The following is a 17,900-nucleotide window of genomic DNA, read 5'->3' as shown; positions in this document are numbered from 1 at the left end:
GTTTCCAAAGCACCGCCGAGTATATCCAGCGTAGTATATAATTACAATTTTTTGTGACGTAGTGAGACTTTAGTCGCTATTCGTACATTCGCACTATTAATTTTGAATAAAAACAGATCAAAATAAAGCATCGTGGGTTTATAGATGTACGATTAGTATAGCTAAAGCTTAGCAGTAGCGTATTAGAATAACTATTCAAATTACATGGAAATTAACGACTTTTAATCTGGCTGGGTATATATTCAACACATAAAGGTTAGTTTTTAGACTAACCTTATAATATATTTCTCGATCGGTGGTTTACCTTTGATGAAAAGCCATTGATAATTGCACCGTATCGGGCAAAGTGAATTTCCAGCGAGTTAAAAAATCGTTATCTGATTGCTAATTATTTTTTTAAGCAATTCGGAATATTTATTGTGCATATATGCAATTAAATTGACTTGTTGGTGCATAATAAAGTACAAATACGCCCACTTTTCCCAACGAAGCGGATATTTTCATCCGTTTTCGCTGCAAACAGAACCATTCTGAGGAGAGCATTTTATGGCAGATCAGAAAGCCATTCTTAAAGCCGGCGGTAAGGAAATCGAGCTTCCTATCTTGTCTGGCACCGAAGGACAAGATGTAATCGATGTCCGTACGTTAGGCCAACACGGTTATTTCACGTACGACCCAGGTTTTATGGCGACAGGATCTTGCGAGTCTTCAATTACCTATATTGATGGCGCTCAAGGTGTGTTATTACACCGCGGTTTCCCTATTGAAGAACTGGCGCGTGACGCAGACTACCTAGAAGTTTGCCACATGTTGCTTCACGGTGATGCACCAACAAAAGCACAGTACGAAGAATTTAAAGAGACAATTACTCGTCACACCATGGTACATGAACAAATTAACATGTTCTTCCACGGTTTCCGCAACGACGCCCACCCAATGGCAATGCTGTGTGGTACCGTTGGTGCTATGTCTTCGTTCTATCACAGCGATTTAGACGTTTCTAATGAAGAACAGCGCATTCGCAGCGCGCACCGCCTAATCGCGAAAATGCCTACCCTTGTAGCGATGTGCTACAAATACAACGTAGGTCAGCCATTCGTTTATCCACGTAACGATTTAAGCTACGCAGCTAACTTCCTGAACATGATGTTCTCTGTACCAGCAGAAGAATATCAAATCAGCCCAGCTGTAGAGCGCGCAATGGATCGTATATTTACGCTACACGCTGACCATGAGCAAAATGCGTCAACGTCTACCGTTCGTCTTGCTGGTTCATCTGGTGCAAACCCGTATGCGTGTATTTCTGCAGGTGTTGCTTCACTATGGGGTCCTGCTCATGGTGGTGCAAACGAAGCGTGCCTAAACATGCTTGAAGAAATCGGTACAGTAGATCGCATTCCTGAATTTATTGCACGTGCTAAAGATAAGAACGACCCGTTCCGTCTAATGGGCTTCGGTCACCGCGTTTATAAAAACCATGACCCACGCGCAACAGTAATGCGTGAAAGCTGCCACGAAGTATTAAATGAACTTAACGTAAAAGATCCATTACTTGAAGTTGCAATGGAACTTGAGAAAATTGCATTAAGCGACCCGTACTTTGCAGAGAAGAAACTGTTCCCGAACGTGGACTTCTACTCTGGTATCGTCCTTAAAGCAATTGGTATTCCTACCAATATGTTCACGTGTATCTTCGCCTTGTCTCGTACAGTAGGTTGGATTTCACACTGGCATGAAATGATGAGCGATCCAAAACAAAAAATTGGTCGTCCTCGTCAGCTTTACACAGGTCACAGCCAGCGTAAGTACACGCCTATTAAATAATACTGAATTCGGTATTTTATTTAATAGTAAAAATAGCGCCAAATAGGCGCTATTTTTGTTTTAGAATTTTGTCTTAGTCGTAGACTAAAATTAATCATTAACTAAAAAAGGAACCGTGATGCCCTATTCCGTCGTTAGTTTAGGCATAGCAGGACTACTCCCTTTTGTTTGCATGCCGTTAGCTTACCAGCTAGGTTTTTTCTCTCTCACTCAAAGTGCAACGTATTTTGTTCAGTACTCTGCGGTGTTACTGTCGTTTTTTGGTGGCATACATTGGTGGGATGCTATCAGCAACCAACGTTACGACAAACAAATGTTTATCGCTATGTTACCGACAATTATAGGTTGGTTGTGTTTAGTCTTTGCTAACGACTTAAAAGTACTTGGTGTGTTGTCGTTAAGCTATGTGGCTGTTCTGGTCTATGACAAGTTCACGCTTAGCCTACCTAAAGCCCAGATTGTCAGCTATATCAGCCTTCGTATGGGGCTCACCAGCGTGGTAGTGCTATGTCATGCCTGGATGATTTATTTACTCGCCTAAGTTACTTTTTTTGGCTTTAAACAGACAAACTAGAACGCTAATACCACGGAACAAATCAAAGAAACGTTACGCATAACAACACTATCTCTTTGTAATTATTAATAAAATAAAAAAGAGCGATGATACTGTTTTGAATCATCGCTCTTTTTGAAGCTACAGCGTAAACAGTTAAAACTGACGACTATTCGCCGCGAATAAGTGCGAGTAATTCTTCTGTTTTTTGTTCCATCAACGCAATATCCCCTTTGCTCTCAACATTTAAACGGATGACAGGTTCAGTATTCGATTTGCGCAAATTGAAGCGCCAGGTGTCGAACTCCAGACCAAGACCGTCAGTAGTATCGATAACACGCGCCTTAGGCTGATATTTACTGGTAACTCGTTCCAAAGCAGCATCTGCATCGTTAAGTTTGCTATTTATCTCCCCCGATGAAGGAAACGCCGAAATACGCGCTTTAACCATACTCGCCAGGGTCTGTTTTTTCACACAGACTAACTCAGCAATGAGTAGCCAGGGGATCATGCCTGAGTCACAATAGGCGAAGTCTCTGAAATAATGATGTGCACTCATCTCACCACCGTAAACGGCATCTTCCTTACGCATGCGTTCTTTTATAAAAGCATGCCCCGTTTTAGATTTAATCGGCGTTCCACCTGCGTGAGTGATAATATCTTCAGTATTCCAATAAATACGCGGATCATAAATGATTTTACTGTCTGCATTTTTTTCGATAAATGCTTCAGCAAGTAGGCCTACAATGTAGTACCCCTCTATAAAGTTTCCGTCTGCATCAAATAAAAAACAACGGTCAAAATCTCCGTCCCACGCAATACCGAAATCGGCACCCGCCGCTTTCACAGCATCAGCCGTATCTGCGCGGTTTTCTGGCAACAGGGGATTGGGAATGCCATTGGGGAATGTGCCATCAGCCTGATGATGGACTTTGATGAACTGAACAGGTACGCCTCGAGACAACATTGCTTCTTCTATCGCGTCTAAGGCAGGTCCAGCAGCACCATTGCCAGCGTTGACAACAATTCTAAGCGGCGTAAAGTTCGCCAAATCTACGTAGGAAAGCATATGGGTCACGTACTCTTTCATGCACGAACCTTGCGCGTAACTTTCTGATCCCACTAGAACCTTTTCATCAACGTGGGCTTTGCCACTAACGAAAGCATCTTCATCAATAACATGATTGTCCGAGTAATACGCTAAACGCGCTTCAACATAATCTGTGTCTAACGATTCTGCTTCTACTTTTATCTCATTTAAGCCCGTATCACCACTAATAGGTACTGACCCTGCTTTTACCAGTTTCATTCCGTTATAATTAATTGGATTGTGGCTCGCAGTCACTTCTATGCCGCCGTCTACACCAAGATGCTTGGTGGCAAAGTAAATCTCTTCGGTACCCGTCATACCCAAATCAAATACTTTTGCTCCTGCGTCGATGAGTCCAGCGCTTAAAGCCAGTTTTAAGGGTGTTGATGTCAACCTTACATCGCTGCCTACTACCACAGATTGGGCATTTAAAACCTTAGCAAAAGCAAACCCTATTCTGTATGCAACCCGCTCATCAAGTTGTGTATTGAGTTCACCACGAATGTCATAAGCTTTAAAGCACGTTATTGGTGTTGCCATTGCGTATACGTTTCCCTGTGTCTAAATTTTATTTAAGGCGAATATATAAGAGCTTTAGAGTAAATAATTTAGCTAACAAAGGGAAACCCAAACAGGGTTTACTGCAAAAAAAGCCGATAAACAGTGCTGTGCGACCCGATACCCTATTTCGGCCAGCCCGTCCTTAATGTGTTTAATATTAGCTCTTGCGACTATCCTGTTTGTGTGAACGAGAAGGTAGCTTTTTGCCTGCTCTAATCGACGGTAATTTTCGCTCTCTTCTATATGGCTTTTAATACCCTCTTGTGAATAGAAAGAGGGTTTTCTAGGCGCAATAAACTGTTCAAAATAGGCTTTGTTTGCAAGCTCAAAGTCAAGGAGCGACGAATCATAGCTGCTTGAAACCGTTTCGAATTTCATCGGCGAAGCCATACTGGAAAGAAAATAAACTTAAGATTAACACAACGCCTAATCCGTTAACGTCCCATTTTGATAATCGTTGAAAGCATCAACAATTTCCTTTTGGGTATTCATTACAAAAGGACCATATTGAACCACAGGCTCATTTATCGGTTTTCCTGACACCAGAATAAATTTTGTGCCTTTTGTTGAACTGACGTAAAGCTTTTCACCTTGGGTCGATAAAACAGCTAACTGTCCACTGTTAAGTGTCTGTCCGCTCGATGGGTGCCCAGCTTGTACCTCAAGTGAACCTTCGTAAACATAAATAAAAGACGTATCGCCCGCCTTTAAAGGTACTGTTGTATTTCCCTTTGCTAAACAAACGTCCAAAAAGGTGGGCGCAATGGCCGTTGTTTTTACAGGACCTTCAACGTCATCAATGTTTCCTGCCAAAATCTTTATCTTAGCATCATCCACTTTAACCTCAGGCACCTGTTCAGGAGGAATATCCTGATAATTAGGCTTCGAAAGTTTGTCTTTAGCGGGTAAATTTACCCATAATTGGAATCCCTTCAACAATCCGTGTTTCTGCTCGGGCATTTCTTCATGGATGATTCCCTTACCCGCGTTCATCCATTGGATCCCACCGGATTTTATAAGCCCCTCGTTTCCGACAGAATCTTTGTGTCGCATTTGTCCGGCCAACATGTAGGTAACGGTCTGAAATCCCCTGTGTGGGTGTGGTGGAAAACCCTCGATATATTCACCAGGGTTATCAGAACCAAAGAAATCCAACATGAGAAAGGGATCAAGTCTGGGCAATGCCGGTTGTCCGATAATCCGCGTAAGCGAAACACCCGCGCCATCACTCGTCGCTATACCGCTGATAGTTTTTTGAATAGTTTTATAAATAGATTGTTGCGTCATCTGTAGGTCCTTTATACCCATTAAAGTGATTGGCGACCATGTGGCGCCATCAAATCTTGACGCGGTCCCACAGGGATGATTTGGGTGGGATTAATCATAGTGTGACTGTAATAATAATGTCGCTTGATATGATCGAAGTTTACCGTGTCGGCTATACCGGGTATTTGATAGAGTTCTCTGACATAGCCAAAAAGATTGGGGTAGTCAGCAATTTGCTTTATGTTACATTTAAAATGTCCGTGATACACAGCGTCAAATCGCACTAATGTGGTAAACAAGCGCCAGTCAGCTTCGGTTATTTTATCACCAACAAGGTAGCGCTGTTTAGAAAGGCGTAATTCAAGTGCATCCAACGCGTTAAACAAGGATGTTACGGCCTCTTCATAAGCTTTCTGGGTAGTGGCAAACCCTGCTTTATACACACCGTTGTTAATGTTGTGATAGACCATATCATTAACATCGTCGATTTCATCTTGTAGTTCTGCTGGATAATAGTCCTCCGTATTTCCAGTTAATGCGTTAAACCCCTGATTAAATATTCTAATCAGTTCAGCAGACTCATTATTGACAATAGAACAGGTGTGCTTGTCCCATAATATAGGCACAGTGACCCGTGAAGTGATATCAGATTTGGCCTTAGTATAGAGTTGATAGGCGAAGTCAAACCCGTAGAGTTTATCGCTTGTAGACCCAGGATAAGATTTAAACTCCCACCCATTTGATAGCATTTCTGGGTGCACAACAGACACATCAATATGCTCTTTAAGCCCTTTCAGCTCTCTAAAAATAAGCGTGCGGTGTGCCCACGGACATGCGAGGGATACATAGAGGTGGTAGCGACCCGACTCGGGTGAAAATTCTGCATCTGGGTCGTTAGATACTGTAGACCTAAACTTTGACGCTTGGCGCTCAAACTTGCCATTATTCTTACTCGTGTCATACCATTTGTCTTGCCATTTTCCATCAACCAGTAGGCCCATCGCAAAGTCTCCTCACCTTTTACTGTAGTAGGTTTACGTTTGTCCAAATTATTACATCACACATGGCTTTGAACGTATGTTGGATTAATTCGGACTTACTGTTCTAAAAAACAGATGTTCACGGGTACATAACTCGGACATTGGCCTTGCCTTTCACAGTGATGATGCGTTGCACTTGCAAAACGCGGTAATTTTGCGATCATTCGCCGCCATTATGAGAGCAAACTGTGTAGAGACAGTAAAAGAGTTGCCTTCTTTGGTAAGTTTTTAAGTACATGGTGTGTTTTTAGTCAGGTATGGAATACACCCAAGTTGCCTGACTCGTGGTCCAGTTTTAACGAAAGAAGTGAAGCAAAATGTCTGAAGATCCCCGCTTTGGTGGTATCGTGCGGTTGTACGGTGCTGAACAAACTAATAACTTAGCAAATAGCCACGTGGCAGTTGTGGGTATTGGCGGTGTCGGCAGTTGGACAGCAGAAGCATTGGCACGCTCGGGCATAGGCCAACTTACACTGATTGATTTAGACGACGTTTGTATCACTAACACTAACCGTCAAATACATGCCTTATCTGACACCATAGGCGTTGCTAAAGTCGATGCTATGGCCAAGCGAATTGCGCTTATAAATCCACTTTGTAAAGTCAACTGTATAGAAGACTTTGTTACCCCTGAAAACACCGCAACCTTGCTAACAAAGCAATTGAATGCTGTTGTTGACGCAACGGACAGCATAAAAGCGAAGGCAGCAATGATAGCGCATTGTAAACGCAACAAAATTCCTATCGTCACTGTAGGTGGTGCAGGTGGACAAATTGATCCCACTCAGGTGACTAAAGGTGATTTAGCGAAAACAATTCAAGATCCATTAGCCGCTAAACTTCGCAGTGAACTTAGAAGAAACTATCACTTTACTAAAAACCCTAAGCGTCGTTTTGGCGTAGAGTGTATTTATTCTACAGAACAATTGCGTTATCCCCAGCCAGATGGCTCAGTTTGTTATAACAAATCCGCAATGGAAGGTGGCACGCGACTGGATTGTGCAGGTGGCTTTGGAGCTGTTGTAACGGTAACGGCGACTTTTGGTATGTTCGCCGCAGCCAGTATTATTAACAGATTGACTGGACAAAAATAGCCATTGGCCGATAAGGTGTAGTCAGAGGGTTGCTGTTAAAAAGTCCCCTTCTATTTATAACTTCAGTGTACAACAAAAAAATTAGAACAAATCACACAATAACAATACACTAGCGCCCAGTAACGGTGAAAAGGAGATAAGTATGTCACCAGAGGAAATCAATAAACTCATGTCAGAGTGCGCAAATGATGCAGTATCTGCAGCATCATCTGAATTTGACATCACACTCGACCACTCTCCGGCCAGTGTCGCGCTTGTCGATAAAATATTACTCGAATATGTAGAACGGTATCATGACAAAGCGCTCGAGGATGAAGCTGTATTTACCATCTGTAATATTTATGGTGCGTATGTTGGGGAAATCTTAAAGGCACAGGTGGGCGGTTCATGGATATACGATCAAACAAACCCCGAAGCACCTAGTGTTTTTTTGCAAGTCGGTGAAAACACGTACGCCTTTGCAGGTATTTGTTTCGAGCGCATGGTTAACGACAGTAAAGTAAGCGTTAACGCGTATTATGAAATAGCACTCAATAACTTAAAGCCCAACCAACATTAGTACCTGTTTATTACTGAGATACAACTTTGTATTCATTGCCCTTATTTCAGTTTTACACAACGTACAATGTCGAATCAGTTCATCTGAGGATTGGGCTTAGCCCAATCTTCAATCATCCATTTGACATGCCTACTTTTCGAAACCACATAAAGTGCAATGGCATAAACCACTATTTTCACACCTGTAACATACTCAAACCCCCAGTGGTGATGCATTGCGTAGAACAATTGCACCGCCAGTAATGCCGTGATCCCAATTTGAATTAACGGCACAATAAATGCCCGCCACTTAATCACATCACGCTTCCACAATCGCTCTCTTTGACTGAGTAAAGCCAATGACAGTAACACAGGCAGACTGGCAGCAAGCCCCATCCCTAAACTTTCTTTCTGAGGGTAAAAGAACATTAACAAGTCATGTGTTTGTGAACGCGACGCAACTGAAAACACAAAAGCTAGCCAGTCAAGGCATAGCAAAAGTAACACAACATAGAGCCATGAAGGTGGCAGTATTCGACCAGACTCGTCATAGTATTTTAAAGGGAGTTTTAACATGATTAAAAATTGACTTTGTATCGTCCGGCAGTTAATTCACAGTGTTATAGTGGGGCTATGAGGAATAATTTAAACCCCAGTACACAGTGTTTTTTAAAGGGGTTACTTACTGCCTGTATTTCTACCTTATAGTCTAAAAGACAAACACCACTTTACTTGTATATTCTATAAAACATAAGTAAACGATGACAATATGCTGAAAATTTCAGTTAAAAAATACGAAAGTACTGCGTTGTTTCACAACTTACTGTATAATCCGCGGCCATTTTAAGCACAGTCATTTGCCGGGTAAATTATTAGATGACAGTAGAAACCTTTGATCCAAGTAAAGTAACCAATAAAACCACCACGCTGGAAACGCCAGTTAAAGTGTTAAGCGAAAATCAAAATTCTGATGCCAGCAGCGGCAGCAGAATTGGTTTTGTCAGCCTTGGTTGCCCAAAAAACCTGGTGGATTCAGAGCGCATTCTCACACAACTTCGCACAGAAGGTTACGACGTTGTTCCTACATACAACGATGCAGATCTTGTTATTGTGAACACGTGTGGCTTTATTGACGCGGCGGTAGAAGAATCTCTTGATACCATTGGCGAAGCGTTAAAAGAAAATGGCAAAGTTATTGTCACAGGCTGTCTAGGTGTCAAAGAAGACGAAATTCGCGAGCTTCACCCGAATGTACTGGCTATAACAGGGCCACACGCTTATGAAACGGTGGTAGAGCAAGTCCATGAACACTTACCTAAACCTCAGCACAATCCGTTTGAAGATTTAATCCCGGATCACGGTGTTAAACTTACCCCCCGTCACTACGCTTACTTAAAAATATCAGAAGGTTGTAACCATCGTTGCACGTTTTGCATTATCCCTTCAATGCGTGGGGATCTCGTTAGCCGACCGGTAGGCAATATTTTAGACGAAGCAAAGCGCTTAAAAGACGCAGGCGTAAAAGAACTTTTAGTCATTTCTCAAGACACCAGTGCCTACGGGGTCGATCTCAAACACCGTACGGGCTTTTGGAATGGCATGCCAGTGAAAGCCCACATGCAACAGTTATGTGAGAAGCTTGGCGAAATGGGCATTTGGGTACGGCTTCATTATGTATACCCCTACCCGCATGTAGATGATTTAATTTCGTTAATGAACGAAGGGAAGATCCTGCCTTATCTTGATATTCCGTTTCAGCACGCTAGTAAGCGTATTTTAAAGTTGATGAAACGCCCAGGAAGTGCAGACCGGGTTTTGGAAAGAGTAAAGAAATGGCGTGAGCAATGCCCCTCTCTGGTTATCCGCTCAACCTTTATCGTAGGTTTTCCCGGCGAAACTGAAGAAGAGTTTGAAGAATTACTCGACTTTATTCGCGAGGCACAACTTGATCGCGTTGGCGCATTCGCTTATTCACCAGTAGAAGGTGCAAAAGCCAACGAACTACCAGATCCCGTACCAGAAGCAGTAAAACAAGCGCGTCTTGCCAGATTTATGGAAGTACAAGGCGAAATCAGTGCTGCTCGTTTAAAGGCTCGTATTGGTAACGAATATCAGGTGGTTATTGATTCTGTGGATGCAGAAGGCGCGGTAGGACGTACTTACGCCGATGCGCCTGAAGTTGATGGCGTCGTGCATTTAAATGGCGTTTACGATGTTAAGCCTGGTGATCGTGTATGGGCAGAAGTCATTCATGCCAATGAACACGATGTATGGGCGGTTTTATCTGAAGAACAAGACGAAGTCGCTGAAAGCGAGTGAGTAAATACGTGACAGCTTGTGTTGTCTGCCAAGTGAGACTGTAGCCACATAAACCCAGCGTTTAATGCGGCAATAATTGCAAGGCGTAACGACAGCACTTTTGGGCACATCATATCGCGTAAAAAGCGCTGATGTGCCCCTGAAAGTGAGTAAAACGGCTTACCAGGGTAACACTTCACCGTTGGAATGAATAAATCGCCCAGCGTTCTCTATATTAAGTTCATCAATGCGTGCCACCAACCTTTGTGCACAGGTGTCGGCATCAATGTCACCTGCCCCGTTTACCATTTCGGTTTGTACAAAACCGGGGTGAAATAAACCAACTGCAATACCTTTAGGTTTTAGGTCGTTTGCCATAGACACCCCAGCGGCGTTAAGGGCAGCTTTGGACATTCGGTAACCGTAGTACCCTCCTGAGCCATTGTCCTGCATAGATCCCATCCTGCTGGTGATAAGCGCAATTTTACTATTGGCAGTCATACTCGGTAAAAGTGTTTGGGTGACCAATAAGGGCCCCAGGGCATTCACGCGAAACTGATAATCAATGGTATTTGGATCCCAGTCGTCAATGCTTTCTCTGCCTAACACACCGGCATTATTAATCAGTAAATCAATCTTTATGTCCAATAAGGGTGCAAGCTTTTCAACCAGTGTATCGGGTTGCGACACATCAACACCGTTAATGATAGTTACACCTGCACGATTCAGTTCGTCGCAGCTATTGCGACAGGTAGCGTATACATTTGCCCCACGCGCTTGATATTGTTTAGCCAGTGCCAACCCAATTCCGCGGTTCCCACCAGTAATAACTACGTTCATGACTACTCCCTAATTATGAAATGTAAAGCTTATGCCATCTAAAGCGGTAAAAACGCATTACGCATTGTTTATAGTTGCTAACAAGCGTTCTAGATCTTCAGGCGTATCAATACCTATTGGTGGCGGTGCAATGGCCACGTCACAGTGGATCTTGTCGCCATACCAAATCGCTCTTAATTGTTCTAACGACTCAATTTGTTCAAGACGACTGGGTTGATACTCAACATACTGTTTTACATATTCTGCACGGTAAGCATAAATACCAATATGGCGGCGATACAAAGTGACATCTGCAGACGTAGGGTCTGCCATCATACGGTCTCGTTCATAGGGAATTGGTGACCGGGAAAAATAAATGGATTCACCTTGGTTATTGCTTAAGACTTTGACAACATTAGGGTTGAATACATCGTCTGCATTGTGGATTTCGGTGGAAAGCGTTGCCATTTGACACTGCGTGGCGTTCGCGAGGTTCATGGCAACCTGTTTAATATTTTCTGCCGGAATAAATGGCTCATCCCCTTGCACGTTAACCACAATGGTATTCCCTTCAATGCCCTCAATTTGAATAACTTCAGCAATACGCTCTGTGCCAGATTGATGATGAGGCGATGTCATACACACATGTGCAAAAGGCGCGACTGCTTGTTCAATCCGTTTGTCGTCAGTGGCAACAATAATGTTCTCAGCACCGGCTTCTTTCGCCCGTTCAACAACGTGTTGAATCATGGGTTTACCGTTAATGAGTGCCAAAGGTTTACCGGGAAAACGGCTTGAGCCAAAACGAGCGGGTATTACAACAGTAAAAGACATAATTTCACCTACCGTGTAGCGTCTACTTCATCTAACGATAAGGTTGTGGCTTTGCTTTCAATTAACACAGGAATGCCATCTTTGATATCGAAAGCTAATCTGTCGAAACGACAAATCAATTGGGTGTTTTGCGTATTTAATACTAATTTTCCCTTACACACAGGGCATGCTAAAACATCGAGTAATTTTTTGTCAAAGGCCATGTTGTTTATTCCTTTTTGTTTCACATCGCGCCAAATCAATGGAAGTGAGTTTAGCGTTGATTAAATTATAGAAGTCATCAGAAATCTTTGCAGTAACAGGCAAATACCAACAGTCGCTATGGGCAAGCGGCGCCGCTTTTACCGCGTCTTTTTCTGTCATTAATACTCTTCCCTTGGGTATATCACCTTCACTCAATGCATGGTGATCGGGAAGTGGATGTTGTGACTGCAACGGTATCCCCATTGCTTTTAACTGGTTAAAAAATCGCTGAGGAGCACCAATTCCGGCAATTGCACTACACGGTACATTTCGTATTACATCGACGGATGCTTTTTCTCCTGTGGTGACATTCACAAACTCATCAGGAACTAGGGTCATCAAAAATTGGGGCGCTACGGGGTTTTCGAAGGTGGGTATATTGTTGCTATTGTGAATGATGGCATCCACATTATTCATTCGCCACATGCCTTCGCGAAGGGGCCCCATCGGAAGGAGAAAACCACTACCTACCTTGCGATCGTCCATCACCACTAACTCAACGTCACGTACAAGCGCATAGTGCTGTAATCCGTCATCACAGATGATCAGCTCACAGTTGCACTGTTCTACTAAATACGCCGCCCCCCGGGCACGAATAGGATCTATCACGACGATACTCTGGCTGCGTGCAGCCAACAGTCGCGGCTCATCACCAACTTCACTGGCACTGTCATTGGCTGATACCCGACGGGGAAAATGTGTAGAAGAGCCACCATAACCGCGACTCAAAATGCCAACTTTTACCCCGCGTTTTACATAGTAATCAGCAAGGGCTAAAACCACCGGAGTCTTACCGTTGCCGCCTACAGAAATATTGCCAACCACAATAACGGGGAAGTCTGCCTGGTAGGCTTTTTTTAGCCCTACTTTATAGCACAAACGCCTAAGTGCAGAGATAACGTAAAACAACAACGCCAGCGGCGCGAGTAACCAAACCGCCAGATGACCGCGATACCATTGTTCATGAGCGCGATTAAGGTTCAGCAAACTCACTTAGCCTCGCCAAATTGAAGCGCATGAAGCTGTGCGTAGTGACCACCTTTGGCTAACAATTCTTGATGCTTGCCCTGCTCTATAATTTGCCCTTGCTCAACAACCATAATGCAATCAGCATTTTCAATGGTTGAGAGCCTATGTGCGACCACTATACTGGTGCAGCGCTTTTGTAGCGTTTCCAGTGCATCCTGGATCAGTTTCTCTGATTCGGTATCTAGTGCAGAGGTGGCCTCGTCTAAAATTAAGATAGGCGCTTGTGCCAAGATGGCACGCGCAATAGCAATGCGCTGCCTTTGACCACCGGATAGCATCAAGCCATTTTCGCCAATCACCGTGTCTAGCCCCTGCGGCAGATTTGCCAGAAACTCTTCGACATGGGCCATTTTCGCTGCGTTCTCTATTTCTGCGCGTGATACATTTTGCTTAGCACCATAGGCAATATTATTGGCAATGGAGTCATTGAATAATGTGACATTTTGCGAAACCACCGCGAATTGCGCACGCAATGACTTTAAATCAATACTGTTAAGCGGCGATCCATCCAATCGAATTTCACCTTCCTGCGGCGAATAAAACCGTGTCAGCAAAGACGAAATTGTCGATTTACCACTACCAGAGCGCCCAACCAACGCGATAGATTGACCCGGTGTAGCCTTGAAGCTCACATGACTCAATGCCGGTGTGTGCTTACCTGGATAAAAGAAAGTCACATTATCAAATTCAATTTCACCCTGTGCCCTTTCTAATTTAAGCGTACCCTTGTCTTCTTCGTCCTGCTCATCAAGAATTTCAAAAATACTAGTACAGGCTGCCATACCTTTTTGAAATTGGTTGTTGATCGTAGTGAGCTGCTTAAGCGGTTTTAATAACATCACCATACAAAAAACCACATTGATAAACACACCCGCGGTAAGTTTTTCTAACATGCCTGGTGTACTGGCAATATACAGCACTACCGCAAGTGCAATAGAGGCAATCACTTGAATGGTTGAAACACTTAAAATCTGTGCCACAGACATCTTCATGGTTTGCTGGCGATTATGATTGTTTTTATGGTTAAAACGATCCCTTTCAATTTGCTGGCCACCAAACATGATCACCACTTTATGTCCCTTCACCGCCTGCTCTACTGACGATGTAAGATTTCCCATAGAATGTTGTATATTTCTACTTACCACGCGAAAACGCTTGCTGACATAAGACACAATCACCGCAACCAACGGTCCGATAAGCAAGAAAATAAGTGACAGTTGCCAGGAGTAATAAAACATAACGCACAGTAGGCCAATCACAAGTGCGCCTTCTCGTACTAACGTCAGCAATGCCTTGCCTGATGCATTTGCCACCTGTTCTGTGTCGTAAGTTACTTTACTTATCAGTCCGCCTACCGCCTGATTGTCATGAAACGAAACGGGTAGATGTATATATTTATCAAACAATTGTTGACGCATACGCATTACAACTTGCGCACCAATCCAGCTTAGGGTGTAACTACCAAGGAAATTAAAGAGCCCACGAAGTAAAAAAAGCGGCACAATGGCATACGCTGCCATGCGCAGATATTCATGGTCGTTTTTACCCAGTGACTCATCAATCATGGGCTGTAACTGTGCAAAAACAAATGTGTCCACCGCGGAATAACCAATCATTCCAATAATGGCGAAAACGAAAGGTACTTTGTAAGCTTTCAGATATGTTAAAAAGCGTTTAATTTGAAAATCCGAATTGTCGGCTTGCTGCATGAAAAATTTAAACCTATTTAATCGTAGAGCTGCAGGCGATGTAACACCTAGTGCACAATCTAAAACCAGACGTGAAAGAGACGCGTCGCATTCTCGTTATTGTACTCTTTATTGCCGTAATTAACTAATATAGCGTTATATTTGCTTAATCTATGGCCACGACTACTTTTCGCGAGACTCTCCCCCGTCCCGTCAAACATAAAACGACTTCCTACAGCACACAACGTGATTGGCTTTTCGACAAGCACGACTTCCCGTACCTTGCGTTCTATATGTAATCTATAAACGTTACTGTTCCTAGGTATAGCTTTGAAAATGCTCTGTACGATCGGGCTTTCATCAATTCAAATGGCTGGGCATGCGTGGGAGTAAGTACCAGCGACGGGTAATATCTCGACGCTGTGTATGTATCGCCATACTGCGCTCACAGCGTTCTTTTACCTTACCCAACGTCCATGCTGGGCAAATGCCGTTGTTAGTAAAATTAACCGATACATAACCATGATAACTGCTGAGAAACTGTTTTACCTTACTATGTTGATACCTGTTAAATACCTGCTTTGCGGGAAACGCCCAACGATTTTCGAAACCTTGGGTATGTATTACAGCATACGGCGACACTGACTGAATAAATACGCCCGTTGATGATGTCTTACTGCCGTGATGTGGGGCAATGAGTATATCTGACTTAACCGGTTGTACATTGTCCCGCAACTGTGCCGTTAGCAGTGCATATTCCGTTTTGCGTTCAATATCACCAGGTATAAGTACCGAGTACTGTCCATCTGACACTCTTACTACACAGGATGTCGCATTGGAATCAATCTGATTTCCAGTTAGCGGCCAAAGGAAGGCTATTTCAAGCCCTTGCCAGTTCACAGTAGTGCCCCTTTCGCATCCATTGGTGGGAGAATAAAATGTAGCGTTTTTTGCCTCAGGTGCGTTGGCGATAACCTGATAGCCGCCAGCGTGATCATTGTCTGAGTGGGTATGAATGACATGGTCAATTGCATTAACCTGCTTGCTACGCAACAAGGGCAATAAATAAGTATTGGCGGTCGTCGCATTCCCCATATACTGCGCGCCAGAATCAATGACAATAGCACGCCGACCTTTAGTAATGGTGATAGCACTAGCTTGCCCTGCATCGAGAACGTGTAACGCCCACTGATTACTATTTACTGGAATAAAGGCCGTAGCTACACCCACAAAAAGTACCAGTAAGACTACTTTTTTATAACGCCAGGGTGGTAAAAAACACACAATCAAGAAGATTATTACGCAACACACTGTGAGTGCTTGCCAATGGATAGCAAATGATGAAAAAGGCAGTGCTGCTAGGCTTTGAAGTGCACTGATTAATAACCCCATAGCCATATCCACATAGTCAAACAACGCTTTCGCGATAGAAAATATGGGGGAATGAATGGGAAACAGCGACAGAAAAAGTAAAAGCAATAGCGCCACTGGCAGTAGTGAAACAATGGCAGGTACAGCAATTAAATTGGCAAACAATGAAATAAGGCTGCCATTGCCAAACCACAACACAGTCATTGGTAACAGGGTTATACAGAGTAAACATTGCAGTTGAAATGCACCGACATACCAGGGCTTGTGGTGCAATCTAAACCTTGCCACATAAAATATAATTGCCAATACCGCGCCTATGCTTAAATAAAAGCTGGCACTAAGTACACCTAGCGGAAACAGCATAATGGACGCACTTAGCATAAATAGTACGACATGCAGAGGTCGCATTGTAATAGGAAGCAAGGCGAGCAAGCAGGAAATAACAAGTAATACAAAGGCCCGCACAACGGGGAGCGCATGCCCGCTTATCCCCATATAAACCCAGCAACATCCTACAACGATAGCCAAAGCGCAAAACCTCACGGCAAGAGGATACCCTGTCACTCGCCACGCCCGCCAGGGGCTAATCAACTTGTTAACCGGTTGCACAAACAGCTTTGTGCCTTTTATCACTGTTATGCCAGCCATACCTACCATAGTTACCAACAACACACTTGCGGCAATAATGCCTAAGTGCATACCCGAAATACTAAATAAATGGCCTGTTCCGGAACTTTGCAGCAATAACCAATCATCTTTAGTAAGCTGTTGTCGTATACCAAGCAGTAGCGCAAACCACCACCTTTCGTTGTCAAGTTCAAGTAACGCTAAGTTGTCGCCCAGTATTTCCCGTATGCCGTGACGATGGACCGTTTTATCTTGAAGAAGTTGTTTTATATAACCCGTTGCGTGAATGTGTCGGCTAACCAGATATTTTTGAAGATTGAAGCCGACCGGGTTGGCAACGCCATAGGCCGGCTTTAACTTAACTACCGCTTCAAAGAAATCGCCGTTGTGTAGGCAAGACAGTGACGGTATGCGCAGTTCAGATAAAGGTGATGAAGCTAGATGCTGATCATTTTGTGATAATGGGCGTACGATATTGTTGCGCGCTTCATTGGCAAATGAATCAGATAATGGGTTCGCAGGGTAATAGGCCTTTCTATGAGACAGTTTAACGGTAAATTGACTTAGCCAATGTAAGGGAATATAGCGCATATCGCTGTTAAACAGACGACCAATAGGCTGCCCATTTAGGGTCTGCACAACAGCTACGTAATGACGCACACGTAACGGGCTATTTTGCTGTGTCGTGTCACTATCACTTTTTAGCTTCTTTACGTCACGTAAGCTTATACAGCCACCGCGTACAACCTGACCAGTTATTGTGACATCTTGTTGAATTTTCCCCTGTGGCAGTTGCCAAGCATAGTATAAATGCCCTACACTCGCCTGCCAGATTATGCCAGTGATCGCACCGCATAGCGCGGCAGTTAACCATGCATACACAGTCGCTGTTTTTTTGTACGTCGGCCTTGACTGAATGACCATGATAACGCATAGATTAATGGCTACGGCTGTCAACACTGCAAGCGTTGATTGGCTGGGTAAAGTTGGCCATAAAACGGCGCTTATTGCGCTAGCGCAAAAACA

Annotated in this window: 16 protein-coding genes; 5 read left to right on the top strand and 11 right to left on the bottom strand. The window is 43.6% G+C overall.

The genetic code is table 11. The annotated features are described in order from the left end of the window. Nucleotides 1–546 precede the first annotated feature (546 nt). On the top strand, nt 547–1,824 hold the full coding sequence (locus tag ACMCM8_RS07220; protein WP_412726900.1) for a citrate synthase: 1,278 nt from the start codon (nt 547–549) through the stop codon (nt 1,822–1,824). A 118-nt stretch (nt 1,825–1,942) separates the two neighbouring features. Continuing rightward, entirely contained in the window at nt 1,943–2,365 is a 423-nt protein-coding gene (locus ACMCM8_RS07215; protein WP_412726898.1) for a DUF3429 domain-containing protein, read from the top strand. Between the two features lie 181 nt (nt 2,366–2,546). On the opposite strand, the gene ACMCM8_RS07210 is transcribed toward ACMCM8_RS07215, so the two are convergent. From ACMCM8_RS07210 to ACMCM8_RS07195, 4 genes are all read right to left on the bottom strand, one after another. After that, nucleotides 2,547–4,007 carry a phosphomannomutase CpsG gene (locus ACMCM8_RS07210; protein WP_412726896.1) on the bottom strand — a complete coding sequence of 487 codons (1,461 nt, stop codon included), beginning with the start codon at nt 4,005–4,007 and terminating at the stop codon, nt 2,547–2,549. 72 nt (nt 4,008–4,079) lie between these two features. After that, nucleotides 4,080–4,406: a hypothetical protein gene (locus tag ACMCM8_RS07205; protein ID WP_412726894.1), complete on the bottom strand. Its 327-nt coding sequence runs from the start codon at nt 4,404–4,406 to the stop codon at nt 4,080–4,082. Nucleotides 4,407–4,454: 48 nt separating this feature from the next. Further along, entirely contained in the window at nt 4,455–5,315 is an 861-nt protein-coding gene (locus ACMCM8_RS07200; protein WP_412726892.1) for a pirin family protein, read from the bottom strand. Between the two features lie 20 nt (nt 5,316–5,335). Continuing rightward, nucleotides 5,336–6,295: a glutathione S-transferase family protein gene (locus tag ACMCM8_RS07195; RefSeq protein ID WP_412726890.1), complete on the bottom strand. Its 960-nt coding sequence runs from the start codon at nt 6,293–6,295 to the stop codon at nt 5,336–5,338. 356 nt (nt 6,296–6,651) lie between these two features. On the opposite strand from ACMCM8_RS07195, the gene tcdA reads away from it, so the two are divergent. Together tcdA and ACMCM8_RS07185 are read left to right on the top strand one after the other, a co-directional pair. Further along, nucleotides 6,652–7,428 carry a tRNA cyclic N6-threonylcarbamoyladenosine(37) synthase TcdA gene (gene tcdA / locus ACMCM8_RS07190; protein ID WP_412726888.1) on the top strand — a complete coding sequence of 259 codons (777 nt, stop codon included), beginning with the start codon at nt 6,652–6,654 and terminating at the stop codon, nt 7,426–7,428. Nucleotides 7,429–7,570: 142 nt separating this feature from the next. Next, nucleotides 7,571–7,987, top strand: a complete 417-nt coding sequence (locus ACMCM8_RS07185) for a hypothetical protein (RefSeq protein WP_412726886.1) — start codon at nt 7,571–7,573, stop codon at nt 7,985–7,987. 74 nt (nt 7,988–8,061) lie between these two features. Here the strand turns inward: ACMCM8_RS07185 and ACMCM8_RS07180 are convergent, their stop codons facing one another. Continuing rightward, entirely contained in the window at nt 8,062–8,541 is a 480-nt protein-coding gene (locus tag ACMCM8_RS07180) for a DUF2919 family protein (RefSeq protein WP_412726884.1), read from the bottom strand. Nucleotides 8,542–8,841: 300 nt separating this feature from the next. Between ACMCM8_RS07180 and rimO the strand changes: the two genes are divergently transcribed. Beyond that, on the top strand, nt 8,842–10,284 hold the full coding sequence (gene rimO, locus ACMCM8_RS07175) for a 30S ribosomal protein S12 methylthiotransferase RimO (protein WP_412726882.1): 1,443 nt from the start codon (nt 8,842–8,844) through the stop codon (nt 10,282–10,284). A gap of 159 nt (nt 10,285–10,443) precedes the next feature. Here the strand turns inward: rimO and ACMCM8_RS07170 are convergent, their stop codons facing one another. From ACMCM8_RS07170 to ACMCM8_RS07145, 6 genes are all read right to left on the bottom strand, one after another. Beyond that, nucleotides 10,444–11,103, bottom strand: coding sequence for an SDR family oxidoreductase (locus ACMCM8_RS07170; RefSeq protein ID WP_412726880.1), 660 nt, complete (start codon nt 11,101–11,103; stop codon nt 10,444–10,446). A gap of 57 nt (nt 11,104–11,160) precedes the next feature. Then, the gene (kdsB, locus tag ACMCM8_RS07165) at nt 11,161–11,916 is read right to left on the bottom strand and encodes a 3-deoxy-manno-octulosonate cytidylyltransferase (protein WP_412726878.1); all 756 of its coding nucleotides are present in this window, start codon (nt 11,914–11,916) and stop codon (nt 11,161–11,163) included. Nucleotides 11,917–11,924: 8 nt separating this feature from the next. Next, a complete protein-coding gene (locus ACMCM8_RS07160; protein WP_412726876.1) occupies nt 11,925–12,119 on the bottom strand; it encodes a Trm112 family protein in 195 nt (64 codons plus the stop codon). Further along, entirely contained in the window at nt 12,109–13,152 is a 1,044-nt protein-coding gene (gene lpxK, locus ACMCM8_RS07155; protein ID WP_412726874.1) for a tetraacyldisaccharide 4'-kinase, read from the bottom strand. The genes ACMCM8_RS07160 and lpxK overlap by 11 nt, the downstream gene beginning before the upstream one ends. Next, nucleotides 13,149–14,897, bottom strand: coding sequence for a lipid A export permease/ATP-binding protein MsbA (gene msbA / locus ACMCM8_RS07150; RefSeq protein ID WP_412726872.1), 1,749 nt, complete (start codon nt 14,895–14,897; stop codon nt 13,149–13,151). Before msbA ends, lpxK begins: the two co-directional genes overlap by 4 nt. Before the next feature lie 339 nt (nt 14,898–15,236). Further along, nucleotides 15,237–17,798 carry a DNA internalization-related competence protein ComEC/Rec2 gene (locus tag ACMCM8_RS07145; protein ID WP_412726870.1) on the bottom strand — a complete coding sequence of 854 codons (2,562 nt, stop codon included), beginning with the start codon at nt 17,796–17,798 and terminating at the stop codon, nt 15,237–15,239. Between the last annotated feature and the right edge of the window lie 102 nt (nt 17,799–17,900).

It is taken from the genome of Alteromonas sp. D210916BOD_24 (assembly GCF_047159385.1).
Taxonomy (GTDB): domain Bacteria; phylum Pseudomonadota; class Gammaproteobacteria; order Enterobacterales; family Alteromonadaceae; genus Alteromonas.
This window is presented reverse-complemented; position numbering and strand designations above follow the sequence as displayed.